Genomic DNA, 24357 nt, shown 5'->3' on the forward strand with positions numbered 1-24357 from the left:
TCAGTTGACGCTGTAGCCTCGGCCACTGAAGCAGGCACTCAGCGCCCGTCGGTAGTTGCTCGCCACTTCGACAGGTGGCGCATAGGGTGCCGTTGCCGGATCAAAACCTGACTGGCTCACCGCCCAGCGGTGGCACTGGTAGCGGTCCTGGTCCTGCTGCTCCTGCCCTTGGCCATACATCGGGTAGGCAATCACGTCGTAGCTGTTGCTGGCCGGGGCTGCCGCCGGCAAAGGTGCCGGGGCCATGGCGGGCGGGTTGACCACGACATACTCCTGGCTGTCAGCCAGGTACTGGTAGTAAGTGTCGGCCACCAGGAAAAACAGTGCGCCACCCAGCCAGACTTCCCGTGCATAGGAAGGCAGGTAGTTGACCCGCACGCCGTAAGGTGGGGTCACCACCACGTAGCTGCCACCATGCGGGCGGTACCAGTAGCCACCGGAGTAGAAGTAGTCATTGCCGCGGTACGGCACCTTCCAGTAGCGGTCCGGGAAGTGATCGATGGTGTGCCCTGGGCGATACTGCGGCCCAGGGCCCCAGCCATTGCCGTGGCCATCCGGGCGCCCCTGCCAGTCGCCGCCGGGCCGCTGCCCCGGGCCGCCGGCTTGCCAGTGGCGGTTGTCACCATTATGCCGGGGGATATCCTGATAATAGCCCTGCCGCGCGGGCTGGGTCTGCTGTACTTCGCCACGCGAATTGAGCGGGCGACCAGGGCCACCCTCGTTGCCATGCCCTTCGCCATGCCCCTCATCCGGCCCTTCGGCCAAGGCCCCGAGGCTTATGCTCAAACCCAGCAAACCAACACCTGCCAACTGCCAGATGCGCGACTTCATGTTGTTCCTCACGGTAAAGAAAACGGCATGCTGCCAGTCTACCGCGCCGGTGCCACGGGCAGATGAAATCGCGGCCATGAAAAAAGGGAGGCCAGTGGCCTCCCTTTGAGAATTGTCGTCCGTGCTCGGCACTTGTGGCGCCGGCTCACCTCACAGCGTCTTCTGGAAACTGTGTAGCCCGGGGGCCTGCAGATCCTGTTGGATGGCTGGCCGCGAGCGCCCGCCTAGGGCGCGTCGCCGTGGACTGATGTCCGGGCAGTGATTCTGTAGGTAAAGATACGGGAGAGGCTGCGGCAGAGGATTGCGAAGATTGCTCAGATAAATAGCACTTGCGCAATTTTTAACCCTGGATCGATAATTCATCGCAATCTGAACAGAAAAGGCCTTTTCCATGAGCAAACTTGACCGCTACGACCTGAGCATCCTCGCCGAATTGCAGCGCGACGCGCGCATCTCCAACCAGGAGCTGGCCGAGCGCATCGGCCTGTCGCCATCGCCATGCTCGCGTCGGGTCAAGCAACTGGAAGACGACGGCTATATCTCGCGCCAGGTCGCCCTGCTCGATCGCAAGAAGCTCGGCCTGAGCCTGACCGCTTACGTGCTGATCGGCATGGACCGACACACGCCGGAGCGCTTCGAAACCTTCGAAGCCGCCATCCGCAACTTGCCGCAGGTGCTCGAATGCAGCCTGGTCACCGGGATGGATGCCGACTACCAGCTCAAGGTGGTAGTGCCGGACATGGACCACTATCAAAAACTGCTGCTGGGCAGCCTGACCCGTATCGAAGGCGTGACCAGCGTGCGTTCGAGCTTCGTGCTCAACCAGGTCCTGGCAAGCACCGAGCTGCCATTGACCCATCTGCGCTAAACGCCCGCTCGCCCGCGTATAATCGCAAGCTCAGCCTGCCTGGAGAACACAGATGGATCCCGCCGTATTCGAAGAGTGGATGATGATCGTGCTGGTCACCGTACTGATCGGCTTCATGGGTTTCATCGTCTGGGACCTTGCGAAAAAGTCCAAGGCCGGGCGCTTTGGCACGATGATCCTGTTCTTCGTGCTTGGGCTCGGGGTGCTGGCCTTCATCATCAAGAGCGTGGTGGTGGCGTTTCTCGAAGGGGTCTAGGCCGTTAACGCGTGAGCTTCGGGGCCACTTCGCGCCAACACCCCTGCTCCAGCCCATCCAGCGACCAGTCGCCGATCCGCACCCGCACCAGGCGCAAGGTCGGCAAGCCCACTGCTGCAGTCATCCGCCGCACCTGGCGATTACGCCCCTCGCGAATCACCAGCTCAAGCCAGCTGGTCGGCACGCTCTTGCGAAACCGTACCGGTGGATTGCGCGGCCATAGCTCGGGCTCTTCGAGGCGTCGGGCTTCAGCGGGCAAGGTCGGCCCGTCGTTGAGCTCCACACCATCGCGCAAACGCTGGATCTGTTCGTCGCTCGGTTCGCCTTCCACCTGCACCCAGTAGGTCTTGGGCAATTTGTGCTTCGGGTCGGCAATGCGCGCCTGCAGGCCGCCATCGTTAGTCAGGAGCAACAAGCCTTCACTGTCACGGTCGAGCCGCCCGGCCGGGTAGATGCCTGGGATGTCGATGAAATCCTTGAGCGTCGCGCGCCCTTCTCCGTCGCTGAACTGGGTCAGCACGTCAAATGGCTTATTGAACAGGATCAAGCGTGGCTCGGCCGGTGGCGCCTTGGCCTGGCGACGGGGGCCGGCAGGCCGCGCCTGCGGGCGGCGCGGCTTGGAACGGGGTGGAAGTGGCATGGATCCTCAGCGGAACGGCGGCTCATCGAAGCTGCGCAGTTTACGCGAGTGCAACGAATTGAGCTCGGTGCGCAGCAGATCGAGGGCGGCGATGCCGATCTTCAGGTGCTGGCTGACCGCACGGTTGTAGAAGGCATTGGCCGAACCCGGCAGCTTGATTTCACTGTGCAGCGGCTTGTCGGAGACGCACAGCAAGGTGCCGTACGGCACCCGCAGGCGATAACCCTGGGCAGCGATGGTGCCGCTTTCCATGTCCACCGCCACGGCACGCGACAGGTTGATCAACGGTCGCTCCTGGGCCCAGCGCAGCTCCCAGTTGCGGTCATCATAGGTCAGCACGGTGCCGGTGCGCAGGCGCTTCTTCAGTTCTTCGCCACGCTCGCCGGTGACCTGTGCCGCGGCCTCCTGCAGCGCCAGCTGCACTTCGGCCAGGGCCGGAATCGGAATGTTCGGCGGCACCACACGGTCGAGAATGCCATCGCGGCGCATGTAGGCGTGGGCCAAGACATAGTCGCCGATGGTCTGCGACTGACGCAGGCCACCGCAGTGACCGATCATCAGCCAACAGTGCGGGCGCAGCACCGCCAGGTGGTCGGTGATGTTCTTGGCGTTGGACGGGCCGACACCGATGTTGACCAAAGTCACGCCGTCACCGTCGCCCGCGATCAGGTGGTAGGCCGGCATCTGATAGCGGTGCCAGACCACGCTGGCCACCAAGGCCTGGGTTTCGCCGTGGTCCATGCCCTTTTCGATCACCACGTTACCCGGCAGCACCATGCGCACGAAGCGCGGGTCTTCACGTAGCTGCTCGAGGCCGTGGCTGATGAACTGGTCGACATAACGGTGGTAGTTGGTCAGCAGGATCCACGGCTGTACGTGGCGCCAGTCGCTGCCGGTGTAGTGCACCAGGCGGCGCAGCGAGAAGTCAACGCGAGCGGCATCGAACAGCGCCAGCGGCAGGGTCTCGGCATTGCCCCAGTCGTACAGGCCATCGGCGATGTTGTCGGTGGCTGCGGACAGGTCGGTGCTGGGGAACACCCGCGCCAGCTCGGCGGCGGTGATACCGCTGCCGGCCAGCTCATCGCCTTGGTCGACCACATAGGGGTACGGGATGTTCTGCTCGCTGACACCGACTTCCACGGTCACCGTGTAGTCATGCATCAACGGGCGCAGCTGCTCCAGCAGGTAACCCCGGAATGCCGCAGGCTGGGTAACGGTGACGCTGTAGGTGCCCGCCACCTGGACCTTGGCATAGGCACGAGTAGTGGCGGCCACTTCACCGTGGCTGTAGTAGGTCAGGCGCAGTGCCGGGTAGCGGTACAAGGCGCGCTCGTCGGCACCCGGCTCGGTACGGTCCTTCAGATAACGCTTGAGGGCCTGGCTCAGGGCCCCGGTGGCCTGTTCATGCAAGGCCGCCAGACGGTCGACGGCCTGTTCGGGGGTATCAACGACTACAAAAGCTTGGCTCACACTGGGCTTCCTGTCTGGACATGCATGTCAGCCATCTTGCCTGCCTTTGTTGCTAAATACATCCCCGGTGGTCAGCCGTCATATTCAACTTGGCCAGGCCGGTGTCGCCCGCGCCACCAGTGCCCCGACATCGATGCCACGCGGCAATGCGCCATACACCCGCCCGCCACCGGTCAGCCGGCTACCGATAAAGGCATCGCTGACCACGGCATTGCCCGCTTCCAGCAACAGCTTGGCCTGCAGTGCCAAGGCAATGTCCTCGGTCAACTGACGTGCCCGGTACTGGATATCGCCGGTATCGGCAAATGCCCCCTTGAGGTTGCCGATATGCGCGGCCAGACGCGGGTCGCCATGCCCATCGCCCAGCTCGGCGAACAGCGCATCGAGCACCCCGGGCTCCTTGGACAACGCCCGCAACACGTCCAGGCACTGCACGTTGCCGGAACCTTCCCAGGTCGAGTTGACCGGCGCTTCGCGATACAGCCTCGGCAGAATGCTGTCTTCGACATAACCGGCACCGCCCAGGCACTCGGCAGCCTCGTTGATCATGGCCGGCGCCCGCTTGCAGATCCAGTACTTGCCCACCGCCGTGACCAGCCGTGCGAAGTGCGCCTGCTGCGGGTCGTCGAGCTGCTCCAGGGCTTGCCCCATGCGCAGGCTCAGGGCCAGAGCGGCTTCGCTTTCCAGGGCCAGGTCGGCCAGCACGTTCTGCATCAGGGGCTGCTCGCTCAGCACCCGGCCGCCGACCTTGCGATGGGCGCAGTGGTGTGCCGCCTGGGTCAGCGCCTGGCGCATCAACGCACTGGAGCCGACCATGCAGTCGAAGCGGGTCATGGCGACCATCTCGATAATGGTCGGCACGCCACGCCCCTCCTCGCCCACCATCCACGCCAGGGCACCGCGAAACTCGACTTCGCTGGAGGCGTTGGAGCTGTTGCCCAGTTTGTTCTTCAGGCGCTGGATGTAGAACTGGTTACGGCTGTCATCAGGCCGATGGCGCGGCAGCAGGAAACAGCTCAGGCCCTTGTCGGTCTGCGCCAGGGTGAGGAAGGCGTCGCACATCGGTGCCGAGCAGAACCACTTGTGCCCGACCAGTTCGTAAGCCTGCCCCGGGCCGGGGCTGCCGACCGGGTAAGCGCGGGTGGTATTGGCGCGCACGTCGGTGCCGCCCTGTTTCTCGGTCATGGCCATGCCAAGGGTCACGCCGGCCTTGTGGCGGTCACCGACATTGCGCGGGTCGTATTCGCGGGCGAGGATCTTCGGTAGCCAGTATTCGGCCAGCTCGGGCTGCAAGCGTAATGCCGGTACGGCGGCGAAGGTCATGGTGAGCGGGCAGCCCGAGCCGGCTTCGGCCTGGCTATGCAGGTAGGTCATCGACGCCCGCGCCACATGGGCACCGGGCCGAGGCTCGGCCCAAGGCAACGACGGCAGGCCGTGTTCGACGGCGGTGCGCATCAGCTCGTGATAGGCGGGGTGGAACTCGACCAGGTCGATGCGATGGCCATAGCGGTCATGGCTGCTGAATTCCGGCTTGTGCGCATTGGCCAGAAAGCCTGCGGCCATCAGCGGCCCGCCGGCCAAGGCACCGTAGGCGTCGATCCGCGCTTCGGCCCAACCGGCCCCAAAGCGCCGCGACCACTCCTGCAGTGGCTGGTCGAGGCGGTACAGGTTGGCACCGTCGAGTGACGGCGGTTGGTTGGTGACTTCGTGGGTTTCAGCGTACTGGTGCAGGTTCATCGGGAGCTCCTGGATCCGGGCATGCCTGAAAGGCCCAGTGAAGCACTCCCTGCGGGGTAGTCAAAGCGGCATTAATGACTAAACATGTGGCGGGGGAATTCTTATCAGAGATTGAATCAGGGCCAAGGGGTTCTTGCCGCAAGTACTTCAGCGCCTTTTAAATCGAGCGCCCTCGCGAGGCCCTTCGCAGAAAATGACGTCCATATCTCTTTGATAGGTAGGACATTTCCCAAACCTTCCTCCCCCCGGAAATTCAGGTCTCCAGACTGCTAGGTTCCAGGCTTCCTTCTTCAACTGAGGTTAGCCGTGAGCTCACGCATCAATATCCTAGGCCGAGGTCAGGGCCTGGACGGAGACGAAACCACCACAGGTGCCATCTGCATCGCCAACCAGTCCATGGGCTTTTCGAGCGGCGGCGCGTGGCTATTTGAAGGGGACAAGACCACTGCTTGCCCGCGCTGTGGTGAGGCCGGAACCATCGTCGAAGGGGAGCCTTGCTGGACGCAAAACGGCGTACCCACAGCGGTGGATGGCACGCTGGTCAAGTGTGGCTGCCCCTTGGGCGACAATCGCCTGGTTGCACCGTTGGATCAACTCCCTGCCCCGCGCCTTGCACCTGCAGCGGCGGCTGCTAGAGAGGCGCCAGTACAGGCTTTCGCAAACACGCCGAAAAGGACTGGCTACCCGCCTCATACAGTCCAGCCATCTGTGGCACAGCAAAGCCAGGAACCTGGCTTCTACATCGTGCCGCGGTGCATGACGTATCAGGATGTGCTGATAGAACTTGATGCACCGCAAGCCAACCTCCCAAGATCTATCCTGGAGCGCCTGAACCCGACCTATCAGCAGGGGTTCAAGGCGGGGGAGATATTCGTTATCGGCGACGGCCTGAGCCGGCCGGTCTGCACCCGTGAAGAGCTGATCGCAATGAGCGCAGCGCAGCAGGCTCGGGAAGCATTGGCAGATCTGACGGAGGACGAAGCCGACTTCATGATGCGCCATCAAGCTGAGATCGCCGGGTTGCTCAGCGATGTGAGCCTGGCGATGGGTGTGAGCCAGGCGATGATGGCCAGGTTGCTGGAAGATTTGAGCAACATCTTAAGAACGATCGAAGAACTACATCAACAGCAATTCGCCAAGCACGGGCATCTGCGCAGCCCGGAGTTCTTTACTGAACGCAAGAAACTGTTCAAGCAACTGGATGCAAATTTGAAAGCAACCTTTCTTAACAAGCGCATGAATTTGGGCTACTACGAAAAGCTACGGCGTGACTTGGGGATTTCCTCGAAAAGCCTGGTGCATCACTGGAGTAAAGCTGGAGCGCCAGGTCAAATACCAGGCTACTCGACGCACCTGAATAAGCTGGCGAGCATGTCTAAATATCTGAAGACTGGAGGGTATATAGGTGTTGCCATTGGCGGCGCTGGCTCAGCGATGAACATTCAAAAAGCTTGTCAGGCCGGCAATACCCAAGCGTGCAAAAAAAAAATATTCACGGAAGGCGGGAATTTTTCAGGTGGATTAGCCGGTGGTATGGCTGGCGCAGCGTTGGGCAGCGAATTGGCAATTGCTGCTTGCTGGACGACAGGGCTAGCCGCCCCTGTATGTGCAATCGTAACCACCGGTCTTGGAGCTTTGGTGGGTAGTGTTGCCGGAATGAAAGGCGGAGAAAGAATTGGAGAAATCGCTTATGAAGCCATCTTCGATGATTGATCATCTGAGCCCACACCTTCTGCTACTACTGCTGTTGATCCCCTTTGCGCTGATTCTGGGTGGCTTGGCACTCAATGCCCATCTTGCCTGCTCTCATCACTACAACGTCCTGACAGCAGCTTTACAGCGCAGTACCTGCCTGAGCTTATGCAAAAAAACCTGGGGATCTAGAGGACTGATTTCAAAACTTCTCATAATTTCAGGCATTGCCGGAGCCATGAGCTTCCCACGCCATGCCGTACGGCGGGGATTACTGAACGCAAAGGACCTATCGGAATTTCCTGCTTACCTAAAATTCAGGATGAGCATTGCCTCTTGGTTACTGAGAGTGGGCTTTATCTGGATGATGGCCAACGCGTTCATTTTTTAAATTCTGGAAGCATCACTCAATATCGAGGTGCAGAGTTCCAAGGGCCTGCACCACCTGCCATCAGAAACGCGTAGCCCCCGAAACCGCCCTCCCAGGGGGCATCTGCACCTGTGCAATCGCTACATTCAAAGTCAGCTCGAAGCGGCTCCCCAACCCACGCGTCGACTCATAGGACAGCTTGGCGTCGAGCAGTTCGGCCAACTGCCGACAGATCGACAAGCCAATACCGAGCCCGCCATAGCGCCGGGTCATCGAGCCATCCACCTGGAAGAAACGCTGATAGAGAATCGCCTGGTCCAGGTCATCGAACCCGATACCGCTGTCACTGATGGTGAACGTCAACGCCAGGCTGTCTGGGCCAAGGCGACGGCCCCGGACCTGCACCATCACTCCACCGTGATGCGTGAACTTCAGGCCATTGTCCACCAGGCAACCCAGGCAGCGGGCAACCTTTTGCGCATCGCCCAGCAATTCGTCCGGCAGCTCGGCGGGGATATCCAGGCTCAGGTACAACCCTTTGCCCAGGGCTGTTCCGGCATAGCCGGCACGCAGGTCCTGCAGCGTGCGCCGCAGGCTGAACGGCAGTGCCTGCGGGCGCATGCGGCCGGCCTGCAGCTCGGTCAACGTGAGAATGTCGTCAACCATGTCCATCATGTCCTGGGCCGAGCCGACCGCCGTGCGGTGGTACTGGGCCATCTCGGCGGTCATGGGCAGTGTGTGCATCAATTCCAGCGAGCCGATCACGCCATTCATCGGTGTGCGCAGTTCGTGGGTAACGGTGGCCAGGAACTCATCCTTCAGATGATTGCTCCTGGCCAGTTGCTGGTTCATCTGCTCCAACGCCTCGCCGGTCTCACGCAGGGTCTGCGCCTGCTGTTCGCGCATGCTGTTGATGCGGTCGGCCAGCGCCAGGGACAGCAACGCCACTTCCAGCGCCGAGCCCAGCTGGCTGGAATACATGGTGATGAACAGGTTGGGCAGGTAACCCAGCACCATCAGGGTATTGACCAGCCCGCCAAGCAGGAACGCCGTCCAGGCAATGATGAACCAGCGCGCCACTCGCAGGCCGCGTACCCAGGCATACAACCCGGCGGCAAAGATACTCACGGTAAACAGCAGGGCCAGTACCGTGGCCATGCGCAAGGCGATGCCGTAGCGCATGCTCACCGACAACACCATCACCAGCACGCCACCGAGCATCAACAGCTGCAGCAACCGGTCGAAGCTGCGGCTGATCTTGCCCAACTGCAGGAAGTGGCGCGCGAACTGGCAACCGAACAGGCCCGCAGCGCCGATGAACAGCGGCGTCGCGGCGTTGGCCCACCACGGGCTGTCCGGCCAGAAGTAGGCAACACCTGCGCCGTTGACCGACACCTGATACAAGCCGAACGAGGCAATGTAGAGGATGTAGTAGAGGTAACTGACGTCTCGCACGCTGAGGTAGATGAACAGGTTGTACACCGCCATCACTAGCAGAACACCGTAGATCATGCCCAGCACATAGAGGCGGGTCGGCTGGTCTTCCATATAGGCTTCGGCTGACCACAGCGCCAGCGGTGCCTGTACCGAACCCTGACTGTGCAGGCGCAAATAGGCGGTGGTCGACTGCCCGGGCTGCAGCGGCAGCTCGAACAGGTAATTGTTCTGGCGTATCTGCCGGCTGTCGTAGGGCAAGGCGTCGCCAGTACGCTGGGCCAGGCGGAACGCGCCATCGCTGCCCGGCAGGTACAGCTCGATATGATCCATGGGAGGGTAGGCCAGCTCCAGCAACCACTGGCGCGGCTGCGCATCGGCAGAGGCCACATAGTGCAGGTCGACCTTGAGCCAGAACACCGAAGTCGAGTAACCGGCGTTCAGCACGTCCTGGTGATGCGTGCGGAAACGACTGGCAAAGATCGGTGCGCTGACCTGGGCAATGCTCGCGCTACCATCACGGTCCTCATAGACCTGCATGATTTTGCCCAATGGAAGGTGCCGGGTCGCCTCGTCGAATTCGACGGCTCCGGCCAGCACGGGCAACAAGCCCAGAAGCACAATCAGCAAATAGCGCATACAGCCCCAGCATGGCCTGCTCGGTCGCGTCGCGATGGCCTCCGATCCATTTGAGACGACGAAATCCGGCAGAGCCCGTTTGTCGAGTTATCCGAGCACTCTAGCATAGCTTTCAATGCTGGCGACGAGCCACTCCAATTTTCAAAGAAAAGGCTCTAGAGCAATACTTTCAGAGCCAACGCACAGATAAATCTGACCGATCGATCAACAAATCTCGTTTGTAGGACGATCCGCACAAATGGGTTTGGTGGTAAGCTCGCCGACCATGAATACCTACAGCTCCCGCCCCGTTGTCCTCTGTCTCTCCGGCCACGACCCAAGTGGCGGCGCCGGCTTGCAGGCAGATATCGAAGCCCTGATCGCCCAAGGCTGTCACGCCGCGCCTACCGTGACCGCCCTGACCGTGCAGGATACCGTCAACGTTTCCGACTTCCGCGTGCTCGACCGCGAGTGGGTCCTGGCCCAGGCCAATGCCGTGCTGACCGATTCCACGGTCGCCGCCGTCAAGCTAGGCATGCTCGGCTCGATCGGCATGGTCGACACCGTCGCCGAACTGCTCAGTGCCCACCCGCACCTCCCGCTGGTCTGCGACCCGGTGCTGCGTGCCGGTGGCGGTGGCCGCCTGGGCAAGGACGAAGTCGGCTATGCCCTGCGCGAACGCCTGCTGCCACTGGCAACCATCGCTACGCCAAACCTGCCAGAAGCGCGCATCCTGGCCGAACTTCCTGAAGGCACTGCCGACGAGTGTGCGGAAAAACTGTTGCCGTACTGTAAACACCTGCTGATTACCGGTGGTCACGGCGACGAGGACGAAATCCACAATCGCCTGTACAGCCGCGACGGCCAGAGCCACACCTGGACCTGCCAGCGTCTGCCGGGCAGCTACCACGGTTCGGGCTGCACCTTGGCCAGCGCCCTGGCCGGTCGCCTGGCCCTTGGCGAGCAGCTGCAAAGCGCGGTGAAAAGTGCCCTGGATTACACCTGGCGCACCCTGCGCGACGCCGAACAGCTGGGCAAGGGCCAGTATGTCCCGCGCCGCCTGCCCCTGGATTTCTGCTCCTGACAAGAGGCTTTCAATGAAGCTACGCGGTCTGTACGCAATCACCGATAGCCAGCTGCTCGCCGGCCGTTTCCTGTCCCACGTCGAAGCCGCGCTGGAAGGCGGTGTGTGCCTGCTGCAGTACCGCGACAAGAGCGACGATGCCGCCCGCCGCCTGCGCGAGGCCGAAGCGCTGATGAAGCTCTGCGAGCGCTACGGCACCCAGCTGATCATCAACGACGACGCCGAACTGGCCGCGCGCCTGGGCGTCGGCGTGCACCTGGGCCAGACCGACGGCCCGCTGACACCGGCGCGCGCGCTGCTCGGCCGCCAGGCAATCATCGGCTCCACCTGCCACGCCAGCCTCGAGCTGGCCGCCCAGGCAGCCAGCGAAGGTGCCAGCTACGTGGCCTTCGGCCGCTTTTTCAATTCCGTCACCAAGCCCGGTGCGCCGGCTGCCAACGTCGATCTGCTGGAGCAGGCCCGCGCCCACGTGAAACTGCCGATCGCCGTGATCGGCGGCATCACCCTCGACAACGCTGCCCCGCTGATCGCCCATGGCGCCGATCTGCTGGCGGTGATCCACGGCCTGTTCGGTGCCGATAGCGCGCAAGAAGTCACCCGCCGCGCCCGCGCCTTCAACGCCCTGTTCGCTTCCTGATTTCGAGAGAAGATCCCATGTCCCGTTCCGAAGCCCTGTTCGCCCAAGCCCAGAAGCACATTCCTGGCGGCGTCAACTCGCCGGTCCGCGCTTTCAAGAGCGTCGGCGGCACCCCACTGTTCTTCAAGCATGCCGAAGGCGCCTACGTTGTCGATGAAGATGACAAGCGCTACGTCGACTACGTCGGCTCGTGGGGCCCGATGATCCTCGGCCACGGCCACCCGGACGTGCTCGATGCGGTACGCCGCCAGCTGGAGCACGGCCTGTCCTACGGCGCACCGACTGCGATGGAAACCGAGATGGCCGACCTGGTCTGCTCGCTGGTGCCGTCGATGGAAATGGTACGCATGGTCAGCTCCGGCACCGAAGCGACCATGAGCGCCATCCGCCTGGCCCGCGGCTACACCGGCCGTGACGCCATCATCAAGTTCGAAGGCTGCTACCACGGCCACTCCGACAGCCTGCTGGTCAAGGCCGGTTCCGGCCTGCTGACCCAAGGCGTGCCGAGCTCGGCCGGCGTACCGGCGGACTTCGCCAAGCACACCCTGACCCTGCCGTTCAACGACATCGCTGCGGTCGAGAAGACCCTCGCCGAAGTCGGCCAGACCGTGGCCTGCATCATCGTCGAGCCAGTGGCCGGCAACATGAACTGCGTTCCACCGGCGCCTGGCTTCCTCGAAGGCCTGCGCGAGCAGTGCGACAAGCATGGTGTGGTACTGATCTTCGACGAAGTGATGACCGGTTTTCGCGTCTCGCTCGGCGGCGCCCAGGGTTACTACGGGATCACGCCGGACCTGTCGACCTTCGGCAAGATCGTTGGCGGTGGCATGCCGGTCGGCTGCTTCGGTGGCAAACGCGAAATCATGGGCTGCATCGCGCCGCTGGGCCCGGTCTACCAGGCCGGCACCCTGTCGGGCAACCCGCTGGCCATGGCTGCTGGCCTGACCACCCTGAAGCTGATCAGCCGCCCAGGCTTCCATGATGAGCTGACCGCCTTCACCAGCCGCATGCTCGATGGCCTGCAGCAGCGTGCCGATGCCGCGGGCGTACCGTTCGTCACGACCCAGGCGGGCGCCATGTTCGGCCTGTACTTCAGTGGTGCCGACGACATCGTCACCTTCGACGACGTGATGGCCAGCGATGCCGAACGCTTCAAGCGTTTCTTCCACCTGATGCTCGACGGTAGCGTGTACCTGGCGCCGAGTGCGTTCGAGGCGGGCTTCACTTCGATCGCTCATGGTGAAAAAGAACTGCAGATCACCCTCGATGCGGCCGAAAAAGCCTTTGCCGCGCTGAAGTGATTGGTTGCCTGCACCGGCCTCTGTGGGAGCGGGCTTGCCCGCGAAGAGGCCGGTACAGGCAATAAATCCTTCTGCACAATCAGTTATCTTCCCCACCCGGACAGAAATTCGCGTAAAACTTTGTAAGGTTGGCGCTGCTTATCCCATAATGTGCCACCAGAGACATTGGCCGCAGCTTTGCAGAGGTAAGTCGATCCCCATGAACCGCACCGGCCGCGCCCTGACCTTGGGCTGCCTGTTGCTTCTTCAGCCCCTGCTGGCACTGGCGGAGGGCGGTAACTCGTTGCTGATTCCGGCAACGGGGCGCTGCACGCTCAATGTTCAGCCAGAAGACCTGCAGAACGCGCTGAAAGCCTGCGAGGAAACAGCGGCGACCGGGGACGCCCAGGCACAGTTCGAGCTGGGCGAGTACTACTACACGCTAACGCCGAAAAACCTGAAAAAGGCTCTGGACTGGTTCGAAAAGGCCTCGCTGCAAGGCCACGCCGAAGCCCAGTATCGCCTTGGCGCCATGTTCTTCCATGGCGAAGGGGTCAAGGCCAACAACGTGCAGGCATATATCCTGCTGAAGATGGCCGCAGTCAACGGCGCCGAGGATGCGCTGGACATGGCCGACGAAGTGACCGAACAGATGCCGCGCGACGAACTGGAGCACGCCACCCAGGTGCTCGGCCAGATCTTCCGCAAGTACCTGCTGGAACTGCAGAACGCCGAAGGGCGCACGCCGTTCTCGCCACTTCCCTGATCCTTACTTCTCCGGCATCGGCATGGGGAACGGCATCACATTGCCGCTGGCCCTGGCCTCGCTGATCTTGGCCGTGCCCAGGCGCTCCACCTCATCGATACGCACGATCGAATGCATTGGCACAAAGCTGCGGATCACCCCTTCGAACTGATTCTTCAGCTTCTCTTCGCTCGGGTCGACCACCACCTGGGTGCGTTCGCCGAAAACGAACTCTTCGATTTCCAGAAAACCCCACAGGTCGCTCTGGTAGATCTGCTGGGCATACATCTCGAAGACCTGCCCCTGGTTGAGGAAGATCACTTTATAGATGGCGGGTTCGCGTTTGCTCATGTTCGGCGGGATAACACATGCGTAAGAAAAGGCGCACATCATAGCAGAGCAGGCCCCAGGCCCGCGCAGGTACACGGCCTGTAGCAACCCTTGATCGTTTCAGTGCTTTCGCCACTGCCCTTCAAGGGTTATTCTTGAGTTCACATTCATTGCCGTCGAGCGGCTAAAAACGACCTTGAACGCACCCATACAACCCCATCGCTTCATCCTCGAACCCTTCGAGGCCCACCGTTTCGCCAACTTGTGCGGCCAGTTCGACGAGCACCTGCGCCTGATCGAACAACGCCTGGCCATTGAAATCCGCAACCGCGGCAATCAATTCGAGCTGATCGGCGAACCCAAGACCACTTCTGCCGCCGAGCAACTGCTGCGCCGTCTCTATCGCGAGACCAAGGCGAATGACCTGTCGCCGGAAACCGTGCACCTGTACCTGCAGGAGTCGACGGTGGAGAACATCGACAACCCGGCGGTCAACGAGGTCAGCGTCTCGCTGCGCACGCGCAAGGGCAATATCCGCCCGCGCGGTGTCAACCAGCAGCGCTACGTCAAGGAAATCCTCGGCAACGACATCAACTTCGGCATCGGCCCGGCCGGTACAGGCAAGACATACCTTGCCGTGGCCTGCGCCGTCGATGCGCTGGAGCGCGAGCAGGTGCGCCGCATCCTGCTGGTGCGCCCGGCAGTCGAGGCGGGCGAAAAGCTCGGCTTCCTGCCTGGTGACCTGGCCCAGAAGATCGACCCGTACCTGCGCCCGCTGTACGACGCACTGTACGAAATGCTCGGTTTCGAGCACGTGGCCAAACTGATCGAGCGCCAGGTGATCGAGATCGCCCCGCTGGCCTACATGCGCGGCCGCACCCTGAACAACAGCTTCATCATCCTCGACGAAAGCCAGAACACCACGCTCGAACAGATGAAGATGTTCCTCACGCGTATCGGCTTCGGCTCGACCGCGGTGATCACCGGCGACATCACCCAGGTCGACCTGCCCCGTGGCACCAAATCGGGCCTGGCCCATGTCATCGAGGTGCTCAGGGACGTACCGGGGATCAGTTTCACCCACTTCCAACCCAAAGATGTGGTTCGTCACCCACTGGTGCAGCGTATCGTCGAGGCCTATGACCGCTTCGATGCCCGCCAGGCCAAGCCCGAGGCGCCCGGCAAAGATGCTTGAACTTGACCTGCAACGGGCCACGGATGCTGCCGCCCCGGATGACGCCGCCTTCCGCCGCTGGTGCGAACTGGTCCTGCGCCAGCGCACCGCCGACTCGGAAATGACCATTCGTCTGGTCGACGAAGTCGAGGGCCGCGAGCTCAACCACACCTACCGGCACAAGGACTACGCGACCAATGTGCTGTCGTTCCCGGCCGACGTGCCCGATGACCTGCTCGACATCCCGCTGCTGGGTGATCTGGTGATCTGCGTGCCGGTGGTCGAGCGCGAGGCGGCTGAACAGGGCAAGTCACTGGAAGCGCACTGGGCGCACCTGGTCATCCACGGTTGCCTGCACTTGCTCGGCTACGATCACATCGAAGACGATGAGGCCGAGGAAATGGAAGCGCTGGAACGGGAATTGCTGGCAGAACTGGGTCACCCTGACCCGTACGCCGACGATGAAAACGAACCTCTCACACACTGATACACGAAGGATCACGAGAACCGCCATGAGCGAAGATCGATCGAGCAACGGGCAGAAGTCCTGGCTGGGTAAACTGACCCAGGCTTTTGCCCATGAGCCGAAAAACCGCCAGGAGCTCCTCGAGCTGCTGCGCGAAGCCCATCAGAACAAGCTGCTCGACAGCGAAGCGCTGACCATCGTCGAAGGCGCCATCCAGGTCGCTGACCTACAGGTTCGCGACATCATGGTTCCGCGTTCGCAGATGATCAGCATCAAGGCGACCCAATCGCCCCGCGAGTTCCTCCCGGCCGTCATCGACGCCGCCCACTCGCGCTACCCGGTGATCGGCGAAAGCCATGACGATGTGCTCGGGATCCTGCTGGCCAAGGACCTGCTGCCGCTGATCCTCAAGGAGAACGGCGAAAGCTTCAACATCAAGGACCTGCTGCGCCCGGCCACCTTCGTGCCGGAGTCCAAGCGCCTGAATGTGCTGCTGCGCGAATTCCGCGCCAACCACAACCATATGGCCATCGTCATCGACGAATACGGCGGCGTGGCAGGCCTGGTGACCATCGAGGACGTGCTGGAACAGATCGTCGGTGACATCGAGGACGAGCACGATGTCGAGGAAGACAGCTACATCAAGCCGCTGCCCAGCGGCGATTTCCTGGTCAAGGCGCTGACGCCGATCGACAACTTCAACGAGTTCTTCGACAGCGAGTTCTCGGATGACGAGTTCGACACCGTCGGCGGCCTGGTGATGAGCGCCTTCGGTCACCTGCCCAAGCGCAACGAGACCACCGAGATCGGCGCCTACAAGTTCCGCATTCTCAATGCCGACAGCCGGCGGATACACTTGCTGCGCCTGACCCCGATCACCCGCTAAGGACAAACATGCGTTGGATCACCCGCCCCGGCTGGCCCGGTAACCTGCTGGCCCTGGCGGCCGGCGCATCGACCCTCCTGGCCCTGGCGCCGTTCGACATCTGGCCGCTGGCCCTGCTGTCCATCGCACTGCTCTACCTTGGCCTGCGCGAGCTCAGCCCGCGCCAGGCCATGTGGCGCGGCTGGTGGTTCGGCTTTGGCCTCTACGGCGCTGGCACCTGGTGGATTTACGTCAGCATGAACACCTACGGCGGCGCCTCGCCGCTGTTGGCGATCGTGTTGCTGCTGGCGTTCTTCGCCGCCCTCGCCTGGTTCTTCGCCTTGCCCACCTGGTTGTGGGCGCGCTGGTTCAGGCGTAATGAGGCGCCCCTGGCCGACGCCCTGTGCTTCGCCGCCCTGTGGTTGCTGCAGGAGGCCTTCCGTGGCTGGTTCCTTACCGGCTTCCCTTGGCTGTATGCAGGTTACAGCCAGCTCGATGGCCCGCTAGCGGGCCTTGCGCCGCTGGGTGGCGTGTGGCTGATTTCCTTCGTCCTGGCGCTGAGCGCCGCGCTGTTGTGCAACCTGCACCGCTTGCGCGAACGCCCGTCGTTCCTGGCCATCGGTGCAGTACTGCTGCTGGCGCCGTGGGTGACAGGCATGGCCCTCAAGGACCACGCCTGGACCAAGCCAGCCGGAGACCCTCTCAAGGTTGCCGCCCTGCAGGGCAATGTCGAGCAAGACCTGAAATGGGACCCGGCGCACATTGACGCGCAGCTGGCGCTGTACCGCGACATGAGCTTCAGCTCCAAGCCGGTTGACCTCCTGGTCTGGCCGGAAACCGCCGTGCCGGTACTCAAGGACCAGGCCCAGGGTTACATCGATGTGATGGGCCGTTTTGCCGCCGATCGGCACTCGGCGCTGATCACTGGCGTGCCGGTACGTGAAGTGGTGCATCACCAGCGTCGTTTCTACAACGGTGTAACGGTTACCGGCGAAGGCGACGGTACCTACCTCAAGCAGAAACTGGTGCCGTTTGGCGAATATGTGCCCTTGCAGGACCTGCTTCGTGGCGCGATCGAGTTCTTCAACCTGCCGATGTCGGACTTTGCCCGCGGCCCCGCGGACCAGCCACTGCTGCAGGCCAAGGGCTACCAGATCGCGCCGTTCATCTGCTATGAGGTGGTCTACCCCGAGTTTGCTGCAGGCCTGGCAGCACGCAGCGACCTGCTGCTGACCATCAGCAATGACACCTGGTTCGGCACCTCGATCGGCCCGCTGCAGCACCTGCAGATGGCACAGATGCGTGCGCTGGAGGCCGGCCGCTGGATGATCCGCGCCACCAACAATGGCGTGACCGCACTGATCGACCCGTTTGGCAGAATCACCGCAGAAGTGCCGCAGTTCCAGCGCGCTGTGCTGTATGGCGAAGTGGTGCCGATGCAGCAGCTGACACCTTACCTGCAGTGGCGGTCCTGGCCGCTGGCCATTCTGTGTGTACTGTTGCTGGGTTGGGCGCTTCTGGCCGGGCGCATCGCGAAGACAGTCTGATTCAGACTGAACTGGCCTCTTCGCGGACACGCCCGCTCCCACAGGGTTTCGCGTTCCCATGTGGGAGCGGGCGTGCCCGCGAAGAGGCCCGCATGAGCGACACAAGGCTCAGTAGAACAACCGATACCCCACCAACCCCACCGCTTCATTGAGCAACTGCCCGCTCTGCCACATGGCCCGGCTCTCCGGCAGCAACCCACCAAACGGCCGTGCATGATCGCGCCCCAGAAACCCCACTGGCGCCGGCACCACCTCGAACCCGGCCCGCTCGAAGCTCCAGCGTGAACGCTGCATGTGCCACGCCTGGGTCACCACCACCACTCGGCGTATACCCAGCGGCTGTAACACCTTTGCGCTCAGCTGGGCGTTCTCCCAGGTAGTGCGACTGGCCTCTTCCTTCCATTTCACCTCGACGGCGAAATCCTCGCGCAGGCGATCCGCCATCAACTGTGCTTCGCTGGGCGGCGTACCGTAGTGCAAGCCACCACTGGTCAGCACCGGTAAACCCGAGGCTTTCGCCAACCGAGCAGCAAAACGCATGCGCTCAAGGGCGGTTGCCGCAGGCTGGTCTTCTCCCCCCCAGGCCGGATCACCACGTTCGCGCCCTGCGCCAAGTACCACGATGGCGTCCGCCCTGCTCGCCAGGCCGGCCCAATCACCAGTCTCAAGCGGCGGCTCCGTCTCCAGCAGGCGGGCAGACTCCTGTACCACCAGCGGCAAGCTCATCAGCCACAGGCCACCCAGCCCCACGGCAAAACACAGCGCCGCCAGCCGCGGCCGCCGCCAGCGCAACCACCAGGCAGCGAGCAGCAGCAGAAACAGGACGCCAGGCGGCATCAGCCATTGCTTGATGAAAAACCGGATCGGCATCGACACACCTCCATGGAAGGTGTGCAGCCTATAGAGGATCGACGCCGGTCAACAAGTCTGGGCCGGCGTCGATCATAGGAAGTGTCTTGTAGAACCGGCGCGCATTACCCTGCGCCTGGCGTCCTGAACGGCTAGCGATGTGGCAGCGTCCTGGATCTCGCCGAATTGGCGGGGCGTTTCTTGTCCTTGAGCCAGATAATCTTGGCCGTTGCCGGTTCCGCTTGCGGGAATGTACCGGCGCTGGCATTTCGGCGTTCCGGGAGGGAATCCAGGTAAGCCTTGATCACTTCGAACTCTGCATGGCTCAGGCCACGCAACTCCAGCTCGGCTGGCATCTCGTCGCGTAATCTTACCGAGGTCCTGGCGACTTCCAGTGCCAGGCCAAGACGGTCGATCAGGCGTTCGTAAAGCTCCGGTTTGCTTGCGGGTAGCTGCGTCTCTCCCATCCGTTCACCTCATTGAAGATAAAGATTATCTCCCCCCACACCTGAGCTTAGCGTCGCTGCAAAAAGCAGCCGGATGCCGCGACCAGCGGGCATTCGCAATCAAGGTTTCCCACGATGCGCAGCGCTGCTGTATGCTACGGCGTTCACTCTAAAACGACACCGGAGTGCCGGACGCAGCGAGGTTCCGCTGCCTGGAACAAGGTCTCTTCTCTCTCAGCAAAAAGTAGCCATGCACGAACAATACACGCCCCGTGATATCGAAGCCGCCGCCCAGAACTTCTGGGACGAGCAACAATCGTTCGCTGTTACCGAACAGCCAGGCAAGGACACGTACTACTGCCTGTCGATGTTCCCGTACCCGAGCGGCAAGCTACACATGGGCCACGTGCGCAACTACACCATCGGTGACGTGATTGCCCGCTACCAGCGCATGCTGGGCAAGAACGTCCTGCAACCGATGGGCTGGGACGCCTTCGGCATGCCTGCGGAAAACGCGGCGATGAAGAACAACGTCGCCCCGGCCAAGTGGACGTACGAAAACATCGACTACATGAAGACCCAGCTCAAGAGCCTGGGCCTGGCCATCGACTGGGCACGTGAAGTCACCACCTGCAAGCCGGACTACTACCGCTGGGAACAGTGGCTGTTCACCCGCCTGTTCGAAAAAGGCATCATCTACCGCAAGAACGGGACCGTGAACTGGGACCCGGCCGACCAGACCGTACTGGCCAACGAGCAGGTCATCGACGGCCGTGGCTGGCGTTCGGGCGCGCTGATCGAGAAGCGCGAAATCCCGATGTACTACTTCCGCATCACCGACTACGCCGACGAGCTGCTGGAAAGCCTCGACGAGCTGCCGGGCTGGCCTGAGCAGGTCAAGACCATGCAGCGTAACTGGATCGGCAAGTCGCGCGGCATGGAAGTGCAGTTCCCGTTCGACCAGGCCAGCATTGGCCACGAAGGCACCCTGAAGGTCTTCACCACCCGTCCGGACACCCTGATGGGCGCCACCTACGTCGCCGTTGCCGCCGAGCACCCGCTGGCCACCCAGGCCGCCCAGGGCAACCCGGCGCTGCAGGCGTTCATCGACGAATGCAAAGGCGGCAGCGTCGCCGAGGCCGACATGGCCACCCAGGAGAAGAAGGGCATGCCCACTTCCCTGTTCGTCGAGCACCCGCTGACCGGCGAGAAGCTGCCGGTGTGGGTCGCCAACTACGTGCTGATGCATTACGGCGACGGCGCCGTGATGGCGGTGCCGGCCCACGACGAGCGCGACTTCGAGTTCGCCCACAAGTACAACCTGCCGGTCAAGGCCGTGGTGCGCACCAGCGCCGGCGATGACGTCGGCAGCGAGTGGCTGGCCGCCTATGGCGAGCATGGCCAGCTGATCAACTCCGCCGAGTTCGACGGCCTGGACTTCGCCGGTGCCTTCGACGCCATCGAAGCGGCCCTGATCCGCAAGGAACTGGGCAAATCGCGCACCCAGTTCCGCCTGCGCGACTGGGGCATCAGCCGCCAGCGCTACTGGGGCTGCCCGATCCCGATCATCCACTGCCCGTCGTGCGGCGACGTGCCAGTGCCGGAAGACCAGCTTCCAGTCACCCTGCCAGAAAACGTGGTGCCGGACGGCGCCGGTTCGCCGCTGGCGCGCATGCCCGAATTCTACGAATGCAGCTGCCCGAAATGTGGCACCGCAGCCAAGCGCGAAACCGACACCATGGACACCTTCGTGGAATCGTCCTGGTACTTCGCCCGCTACGCTTCGCCGAACTACGAAGGTGGCATGGTCGATCCGAAAGCGGCCAACCACTGGCTGCCAGTCGACCAGTACATCGGTGGTATCGAGCACGCGATCCTGCACTTGCTGTATGCGCGCTTCTTCCACAAGCTGATGCGCGACGAAGGCCTGGTCACCTCCAACGAGCCGTTCAAGAACCTGCTGACCCAGGGCATGGTGGTCGCCGAGACCTACTACCGCGTGGCCAGCAACGGCGGCAAGGACTGGTTCAACCCGGCCGACGTCGAAATCGAACGCGATGCCAAGGCCAAGATCATCGGCGCCCGCCTGAAGACCGACGGCCTGCCGGTGGAAATCGGCGGCACCGAGAAGATGTCGAAGTCGAAGAACAACGGCGTCGACCCGCAATCGATGATCGACCAGTACGGCGCCGACACCTGCCGCCTGTTCATGATGTTCGCCTCGCCGCCTGACGCGAGCCTGGAGTGGTCCGACTCCGGCGTCGAAGGTGCAAGCCGCTTCCTGCGTCGCGTCTGGCGCCTGGCCCAGGCTCACGTCGCCCAGGGCCTGCCGGGCAAGCTGGAGGTCGCCGCACTGGACGACGCGCAGAAGGTCATCCGCCGCGCCATTCACGCCGCGATCAAGCAGGCCAGCACCGACGTGGGCCAGTTCCACAAGTTCAACACCGCCATCGCCCAGGTGATGACCGTGATGAACGTGCTGGAAAAGGCCCCGCAGGCCAGCAAACAGGACCGTGCCCTGCTGCAGGAAGGCCTGGAAGCCGTGACTCTGTTGCTGGCACCGATCACCCCGCACATCTCTCACGAGCTGTGGAAGCAGCTGGGCCACGATCAGGCTGTCATCGACGCTGGCTGGCCGGCAGTCGATGAGAGTGCCCTGGTACAGGACAGCATCACCCTGGTGGTGCAGGTCAACGGCAAGCTGCGCGGTCAGGTAGAAATGCCCGCCGCCGCCAGCCGCGAGGAAGTCGAAGCCGCTGCCCGCAGCAACGAAAACGTCCTGCGCTTCATCGATGGCCTGACCATCCGCAAGGTCATCGTGGTACCGGGCAAACTGGTCAACATCGTCGCCAACTGATGGCAACGCCCACCTGCACCCCGTGCGGGTGGGCGGTATCGGCCCACAAGGGAGCAACAACATGATCAAACGCAATCTGCTGGTAATGGGCCTGGCTGTCCTGCTCAGCGCCTGCGGTTTCCAGCTGCGCGGCACCGGCACCAACGCCCTGAGCGTCAAAGAGATGGACGTCAGCGCGCGCAACGCCTACGGCCAGACCGTGGTTCAATTGCGCCAGGCACTTGAGCGCAGCGGCGTCAATGTGCACACCGGCGCACCTTATCGCCTGATACTGACCAACGAGCAGGAAAGCTCGCGCTCGGCGAGCTACGCCGGCGGCAACAGCACAGCCGAATATGAGCTCACCACCACGCTCAACTACAGCATCGTGGGCCTGAACAACCTCGAGCTGCTGAGCGACAAGGTCGACGTACGCAAGACGTATGTGCGTGACGGCGGCAATATCACCGGCTCCGATCAGGAAGCCCAGCGGGCGCGCGAAGAAATGCGCCGCGACCTGGTGCAGTCGATGGTTGCGCGCCTGCAACTGCTGAGCCCTTCGCAGCTCGATGAGCTGCAACGCAAGGCCGACGCACGCGCCAAGGCCGAAGCTGACGCACTGGAGGCCGCGCGCCGCCAGCAGGCGGAAACGCCGCAGCAGTCGCCTATGGAAATCCCGGGCAACTAAGCCCGAGCGGGGCACTCCGGTGCCCCGCCTGCTCCCATGAAGCTCGCCCCCGCCCAACTCAACAAGCATCTGCAAGGCAGCCTGGCCCCGGTCTACGTGGTCAGCGGCGACGACCCGCTGCTGTGCCAGGAAGCTGCCGACGCCATCCGCAATGCGGCCCGCCAGCAAGGTTTTGACGAACGCCAGGTATTCAGCGCCGACGCCAACTTCGACTGGGGTACCCTGCTGCAAGCGGGTGCCAGCCTGTCGCTGTTCGCCCAACGGCGCCTGCTGGAACTGCGTCTGCCGTCGGGCAAGCCCGGCGACAAGGGCGCTGCAGCACTCATGGAGTACTGCGCCAGGCCCGCCGAAGACACCCTGCTGCTGGTCAGCCTCCCCAAGCTTGATGGCAGCGCACAGAAGACCAAGTGGGGCAAGGCGCTGATCGAAGGTGCCCATTGCCAGTTCATCCAGATCTGGCCGGTGGATGCCCAGCAATTACCCCAGTGGATCAACCAGCGCCTGTCTCAGGCCGGGCTGTCGGCGCAACGCGATGCCGTCGACCTGATAGCCGCGCGTGTTGAAGGCAACTTGCTGGCCGCCGCCCAGGAAATCGAAAAGCTCAAGCTGCTGGCAGACGGTAAGCAGATCACGGTGGAAACGGTGCAGTCGGCCGTGGCTGACAGCGCGCGCTTCGATGTCTTCGGGCTGGTTGATGCCATCCTCAATGGCGAAGCCGCCCATGCCCTGCGCATGCTCGAAGGCTTGCGCGGAGAAGGCGTCGAACCTCCGGTGATCCTCTGGGCACTGGCCCGTGAATTGCGCCTGCTGGCCGGGCTGGCGCAACAGTTTAGCCAAGGTGTGCCGTTGGACAAGGCTTTCAGCCAGGCGCGTCCGCCCGTGTGGGACAAACGCCGACCGCTGGTCAGCAAGGCCCTGCAGCGTCTCTCGGCCCAGCGTTGGGCACAACTGCTGCAGGATGCCCAGCGTATCGATGCGCAGATCAAGGGGCAGGCCGAGGGCTCGCCCTGGACCGGATTGTCGCGATTGGCGCTGTTGATGGCCGGGCAGCGATTGGTGCTCCCTTCGGAATAGCTGAGGGCGCTTTGCGCCCGTTTCGCGACACAAGGCCGCTCCTACAAGGAACCGCGCTCCCCTGTAGGAGCGGCCTTGCCGGGGCGCCGGACCGGTCGGGAAGGGCTGCAAAGCAGCCCCAGGATCTCAGCCATAAACACAATCAATTGGCCCCGCCACCCTCTCAGGCCTACAGTGCGCCCCGAAAGCCACCCAATCGGGAACCCCGCCATGAGCAAGAAGCCGAAACAACACGGCCCCAACAAGGCCAAGTCAATCATCGCCCAACCGCTGTTCCGCTGCCGCCAGGAACGACCGGAAAAGGGCAAAGGCAGCTACCGCCGCGAAGCCTTCCAATCGAGAGATTGGGAGGCTTCTTACTTTTTGGCCGCATGAAAGCATCGCAAGCGCAGGCATGGTATGGTCGGCACCTGACCTGCA

The 24357-nt window shown here is 62.7% G+C and carries 24 protein-coding genes; 16 read left to right on the plus strand and 8 right to left on the minus strand.

Annotation, left to right across the window (positions count from 1 at the left end):
* Complete coding sequence (locus ACLEJU_RS10465; RefSeq protein ID WP_435422996.1) at positions 1-831, minus strand: DUF6515 family protein; 831 nt, start codon at positions 829-831, stop codon at positions 1-3.
* A 391-nt stretch (positions 832-1222) separates the two neighbouring features.
* On the opposite strand from ACLEJU_RS10465, the gene ACLEJU_RS10470 reads away from it, so the two are divergent.
* Positions 1223-1699 carry an Lrp/AsnC family transcriptional regulator gene (locus ACLEJU_RS10470; RefSeq protein ID WP_003249795.1) on the plus strand — a complete coding sequence of 159 codons (477 nt, stop codon included), beginning with the start codon at positions 1223-1225 and terminating at the stop codon, positions 1697-1699.
* Positions 1700-1751: 52 nt separating this feature from the next.
* Positions 1752-1955 (plus strand): DUF2788 domain-containing protein, encoded by a 204-nt coding sequence (locus ACLEJU_RS10475; RefSeq protein ID WP_027917747.1) that lies wholly within the window; start codon positions 1752-1754, stop codon positions 1953-1955.
* A 4-nt stretch (positions 1956-1959) separates the two neighbouring features.
* Here the strand turns inward: ACLEJU_RS10475 and ACLEJU_RS10480 are convergent, their stop codons facing one another.
* The 3 genes from ACLEJU_RS10480 to ACLEJU_RS10490 all read right to left on the minus strand — a co-directional run bounded on the left by ACLEJU_RS10480 (position 1960) and on the right by ACLEJU_RS10490 (position 5802).
* Entirely contained in the window at positions 1960-2595 is a 636-nt protein-coding gene (locus ACLEJU_RS10480; protein ID WP_435422997.1) for a pseudouridine synthase, read from the minus strand.
* Positions 2596-2601: 6 nt separating this feature from the next.
* The gene (gene amn / locus ACLEJU_RS10485) at positions 2602-4065 is read right to left on the minus strand and encodes an AMP nucleosidase (RefSeq protein WP_294338723.1); all 1464 of its coding nucleotides are present in this window, start codon (positions 4063-4065) and stop codon (positions 2602-2604) included.
* An 84-nt stretch (positions 4066-4149) separates the two neighbouring features.
* The gene (locus tag ACLEJU_RS10490; protein ID WP_435422998.1) at positions 4150-5802 is read right to left on the minus strand and encodes an acyl-CoA dehydrogenase family protein; all 1653 of its coding nucleotides are present in this window, start codon (positions 5800-5802) and stop codon (positions 4150-4152) included.
* A gap of 306 nt (positions 5803-6108) precedes the next feature.
* Between ACLEJU_RS10490 and ACLEJU_RS10495 the strand changes: the two genes are divergently transcribed.
* Positions 6109-7515 carry a PAAR domain-containing protein gene (locus ACLEJU_RS10495; RefSeq protein WP_435422999.1) on the plus strand — a complete coding sequence of 469 codons (1407 nt, stop codon included), beginning with the start codon at positions 6109-6111 and terminating at the stop codon, positions 7513-7515.
* Positions 7508-7885, plus strand: coding sequence for a hypothetical protein (locus tag ACLEJU_RS10500; protein ID WP_440776678.1), 378 nt, complete (start codon positions 7508-7510; stop codon positions 7883-7885). The genes ACLEJU_RS10495 and ACLEJU_RS10500 overlap by 8 nt, the downstream gene beginning before the upstream one ends.
* Positions 7886-7945: 60 nt before the next feature.
* Here ACLEJU_RS10500 and ACLEJU_RS10505 read toward each other — a convergent pair whose 3' ends face one another.
* On the minus strand, positions 7946-9937 hold the full coding sequence (locus ACLEJU_RS10505) for a sensor histidine kinase (protein ID WP_435423001.1): 1992 nt from the start codon (positions 9935-9937) through the stop codon (positions 7946-7948).
* 265 nt (positions 9938-10202) lie between these two features.
* Between ACLEJU_RS10505 and ACLEJU_RS10510 the strand changes: the two genes are divergently transcribed.
* From ACLEJU_RS10510 to ACLEJU_RS10525, 4 genes are all read left to right on the plus strand, one after another.
* Complete coding sequence (locus tag ACLEJU_RS10510; protein ID WP_435423007.1) at positions 10203-11000, plus strand: hydroxymethylpyrimidine/phosphomethylpyrimidine kinase; 798 nt, start codon at positions 10203-10205, stop codon at positions 10998-11000.
* Positions 11001-11013: 13 nt separating this feature from the next.
* The gene (gene thiE, locus ACLEJU_RS10515; protein ID WP_435423002.1) at positions 11014-11637 is read left to right on the plus strand and encodes a thiamine phosphate synthase; all 624 of its coding nucleotides are present in this window, start codon (positions 11014-11016) and stop codon (positions 11635-11637) included.
* Positions 11638-11654: 17 nt separating this feature from the next.
* The gene (gene hemL, locus ACLEJU_RS10520) at positions 11655-12938 is read left to right on the plus strand and encodes a glutamate-1-semialdehyde 2,1-aminomutase (protein WP_435423003.1); all 1284 of its coding nucleotides are present in this window, start codon (positions 11655-11657) and stop codon (positions 12936-12938) included.
* A gap of 199 nt (positions 12939-13137) precedes the next feature.
* Positions 13138-13683: a tetratricopeptide repeat protein gene (locus tag ACLEJU_RS10525; RefSeq protein WP_152956212.1), complete on the plus strand. Its 546-nt coding sequence runs from the start codon at positions 13138-13140 to the stop codon at positions 13681-13683.
* 3 nt (positions 13684-13686) lie between these two features.
* On the opposite strand, the gene ACLEJU_RS10530 is transcribed toward ACLEJU_RS10525, so the two are convergent.
* Positions 13687-14013 (minus strand): DUF1820 family protein, encoded by a 327-nt coding sequence (locus tag ACLEJU_RS10530; RefSeq protein WP_435423004.1) that lies wholly within the window; start codon positions 14011-14013, stop codon positions 13687-13689.
* 175 nt (positions 14014-14188) lie between these two features.
* Between ACLEJU_RS10530 and ACLEJU_RS10535 the strand changes: the two genes are divergently transcribed.
* Genes ACLEJU_RS10535 through lnt form a run of 4 tightly spaced genes read left to right on the plus strand, consistent with a single transcriptional unit; the run spans position 14189 to position 18044 of the window.
* The gene (locus ACLEJU_RS10535) at positions 14189-15187 is read left to right on the plus strand and encodes a PhoH family protein (protein ID WP_294338734.1); all 999 of its coding nucleotides are present in this window, start codon (positions 14189-14191) and stop codon (positions 15185-15187) included.
* On the plus strand, positions 15180-15653 hold the full coding sequence (gene ybeY, locus ACLEJU_RS10540) for an rRNA maturation RNase YbeY (RefSeq protein ID WP_435423005.1): 474 nt from the start codon (positions 15180-15182) through the stop codon (positions 15651-15653). The genes ACLEJU_RS10535 and ybeY overlap by 8 nt, the downstream gene beginning before the upstream one ends.
* 25 nt (positions 15654-15678) lie before the next feature.
* The gene (locus ACLEJU_RS10545; RefSeq protein WP_294338737.1) at positions 15679-16518 is read left to right on the plus strand and encodes an HlyC/CorC family transporter; all 840 of its coding nucleotides are present in this window, start codon (positions 15679-15681) and stop codon (positions 16516-16518) included.
* An 8-nt stretch (positions 16519-16526) separates the two neighbouring features.
* A complete protein-coding gene (gene lnt, locus ACLEJU_RS10550) occupies positions 16527-18044 on the plus strand; it encodes an apolipoprotein N-acyltransferase (protein WP_435423006.1) in 1518 nt (505 codons plus the stop codon).
* Between the two features lie 108 nt (positions 18045-18152).
* Here lnt and ACLEJU_RS10555 read toward each other — a convergent pair whose 3' ends face one another.
* Entirely contained in the window at positions 18153-18914 is a 762-nt protein-coding gene (locus ACLEJU_RS10555) for a YdcF family protein (RefSeq protein ID WP_435424893.1), read from the minus strand.
* A 131-nt stretch (positions 18915-19045) separates the two neighbouring features.
* Entirely contained in the window at positions 19046-19360 is a 315-nt protein-coding gene (locus ACLEJU_RS10560) for a hypothetical protein (RefSeq protein ID WP_435424894.1), read from the minus strand.
* 229 nt (positions 19361-19589) lie between these two features.
* On the opposite strand from ACLEJU_RS10560, the gene leuS reads away from it, so the two are divergent.
* The 4 genes from leuS (at position 19590) to arfA (ending at position 24312) form a co-directional block, all read left to right on the plus strand.
* Positions 19590-22196: a leucine--tRNA ligase gene (leuS, locus tag ACLEJU_RS10565; protein ID WP_435424895.1), complete on the plus strand. Its 2607-nt coding sequence runs from the start codon at positions 19590-19592 to the stop codon at positions 22194-22196.
* A gap of 61 nt (positions 22197-22257) precedes the next feature.
* Complete coding sequence (locus tag ACLEJU_RS10570; RefSeq protein ID WP_435424896.1) at positions 22258-22863, plus strand: LPS assembly lipoprotein LptE; 606 nt, start codon at positions 22258-22260, stop codon at positions 22861-22863.
* Positions 22864-22899: 36 nt separating this feature from the next.
* Complete coding sequence (holA, locus tag ACLEJU_RS10575) at positions 22900-23937, plus strand: DNA polymerase III subunit delta (RefSeq protein WP_435424897.1); 1038 nt, start codon at positions 22900-22902, stop codon at positions 23935-23937.
* A 210-nt stretch (positions 23938-24147) separates the two neighbouring features.
* Positions 24148-24312: an alternative ribosome rescue factor ArfA gene (gene arfA / locus ACLEJU_RS10580; RefSeq protein ID WP_435424898.1), complete on the plus strand. Its 165-nt coding sequence runs from the start codon at positions 24148-24150 to the stop codon at positions 24310-24312.
* Positions 24313-24357: the final 45 nt, after the last annotated feature.

Origin of the sequence: Pseudomonas sp. SMN11, from assembly GCF_052041945.1 — a bacterium.
GTDB lineage: Bacteria > Pseudomonadota > Gammaproteobacteria > Pseudomonadales > Pseudomonadaceae > Aquipseudomonas.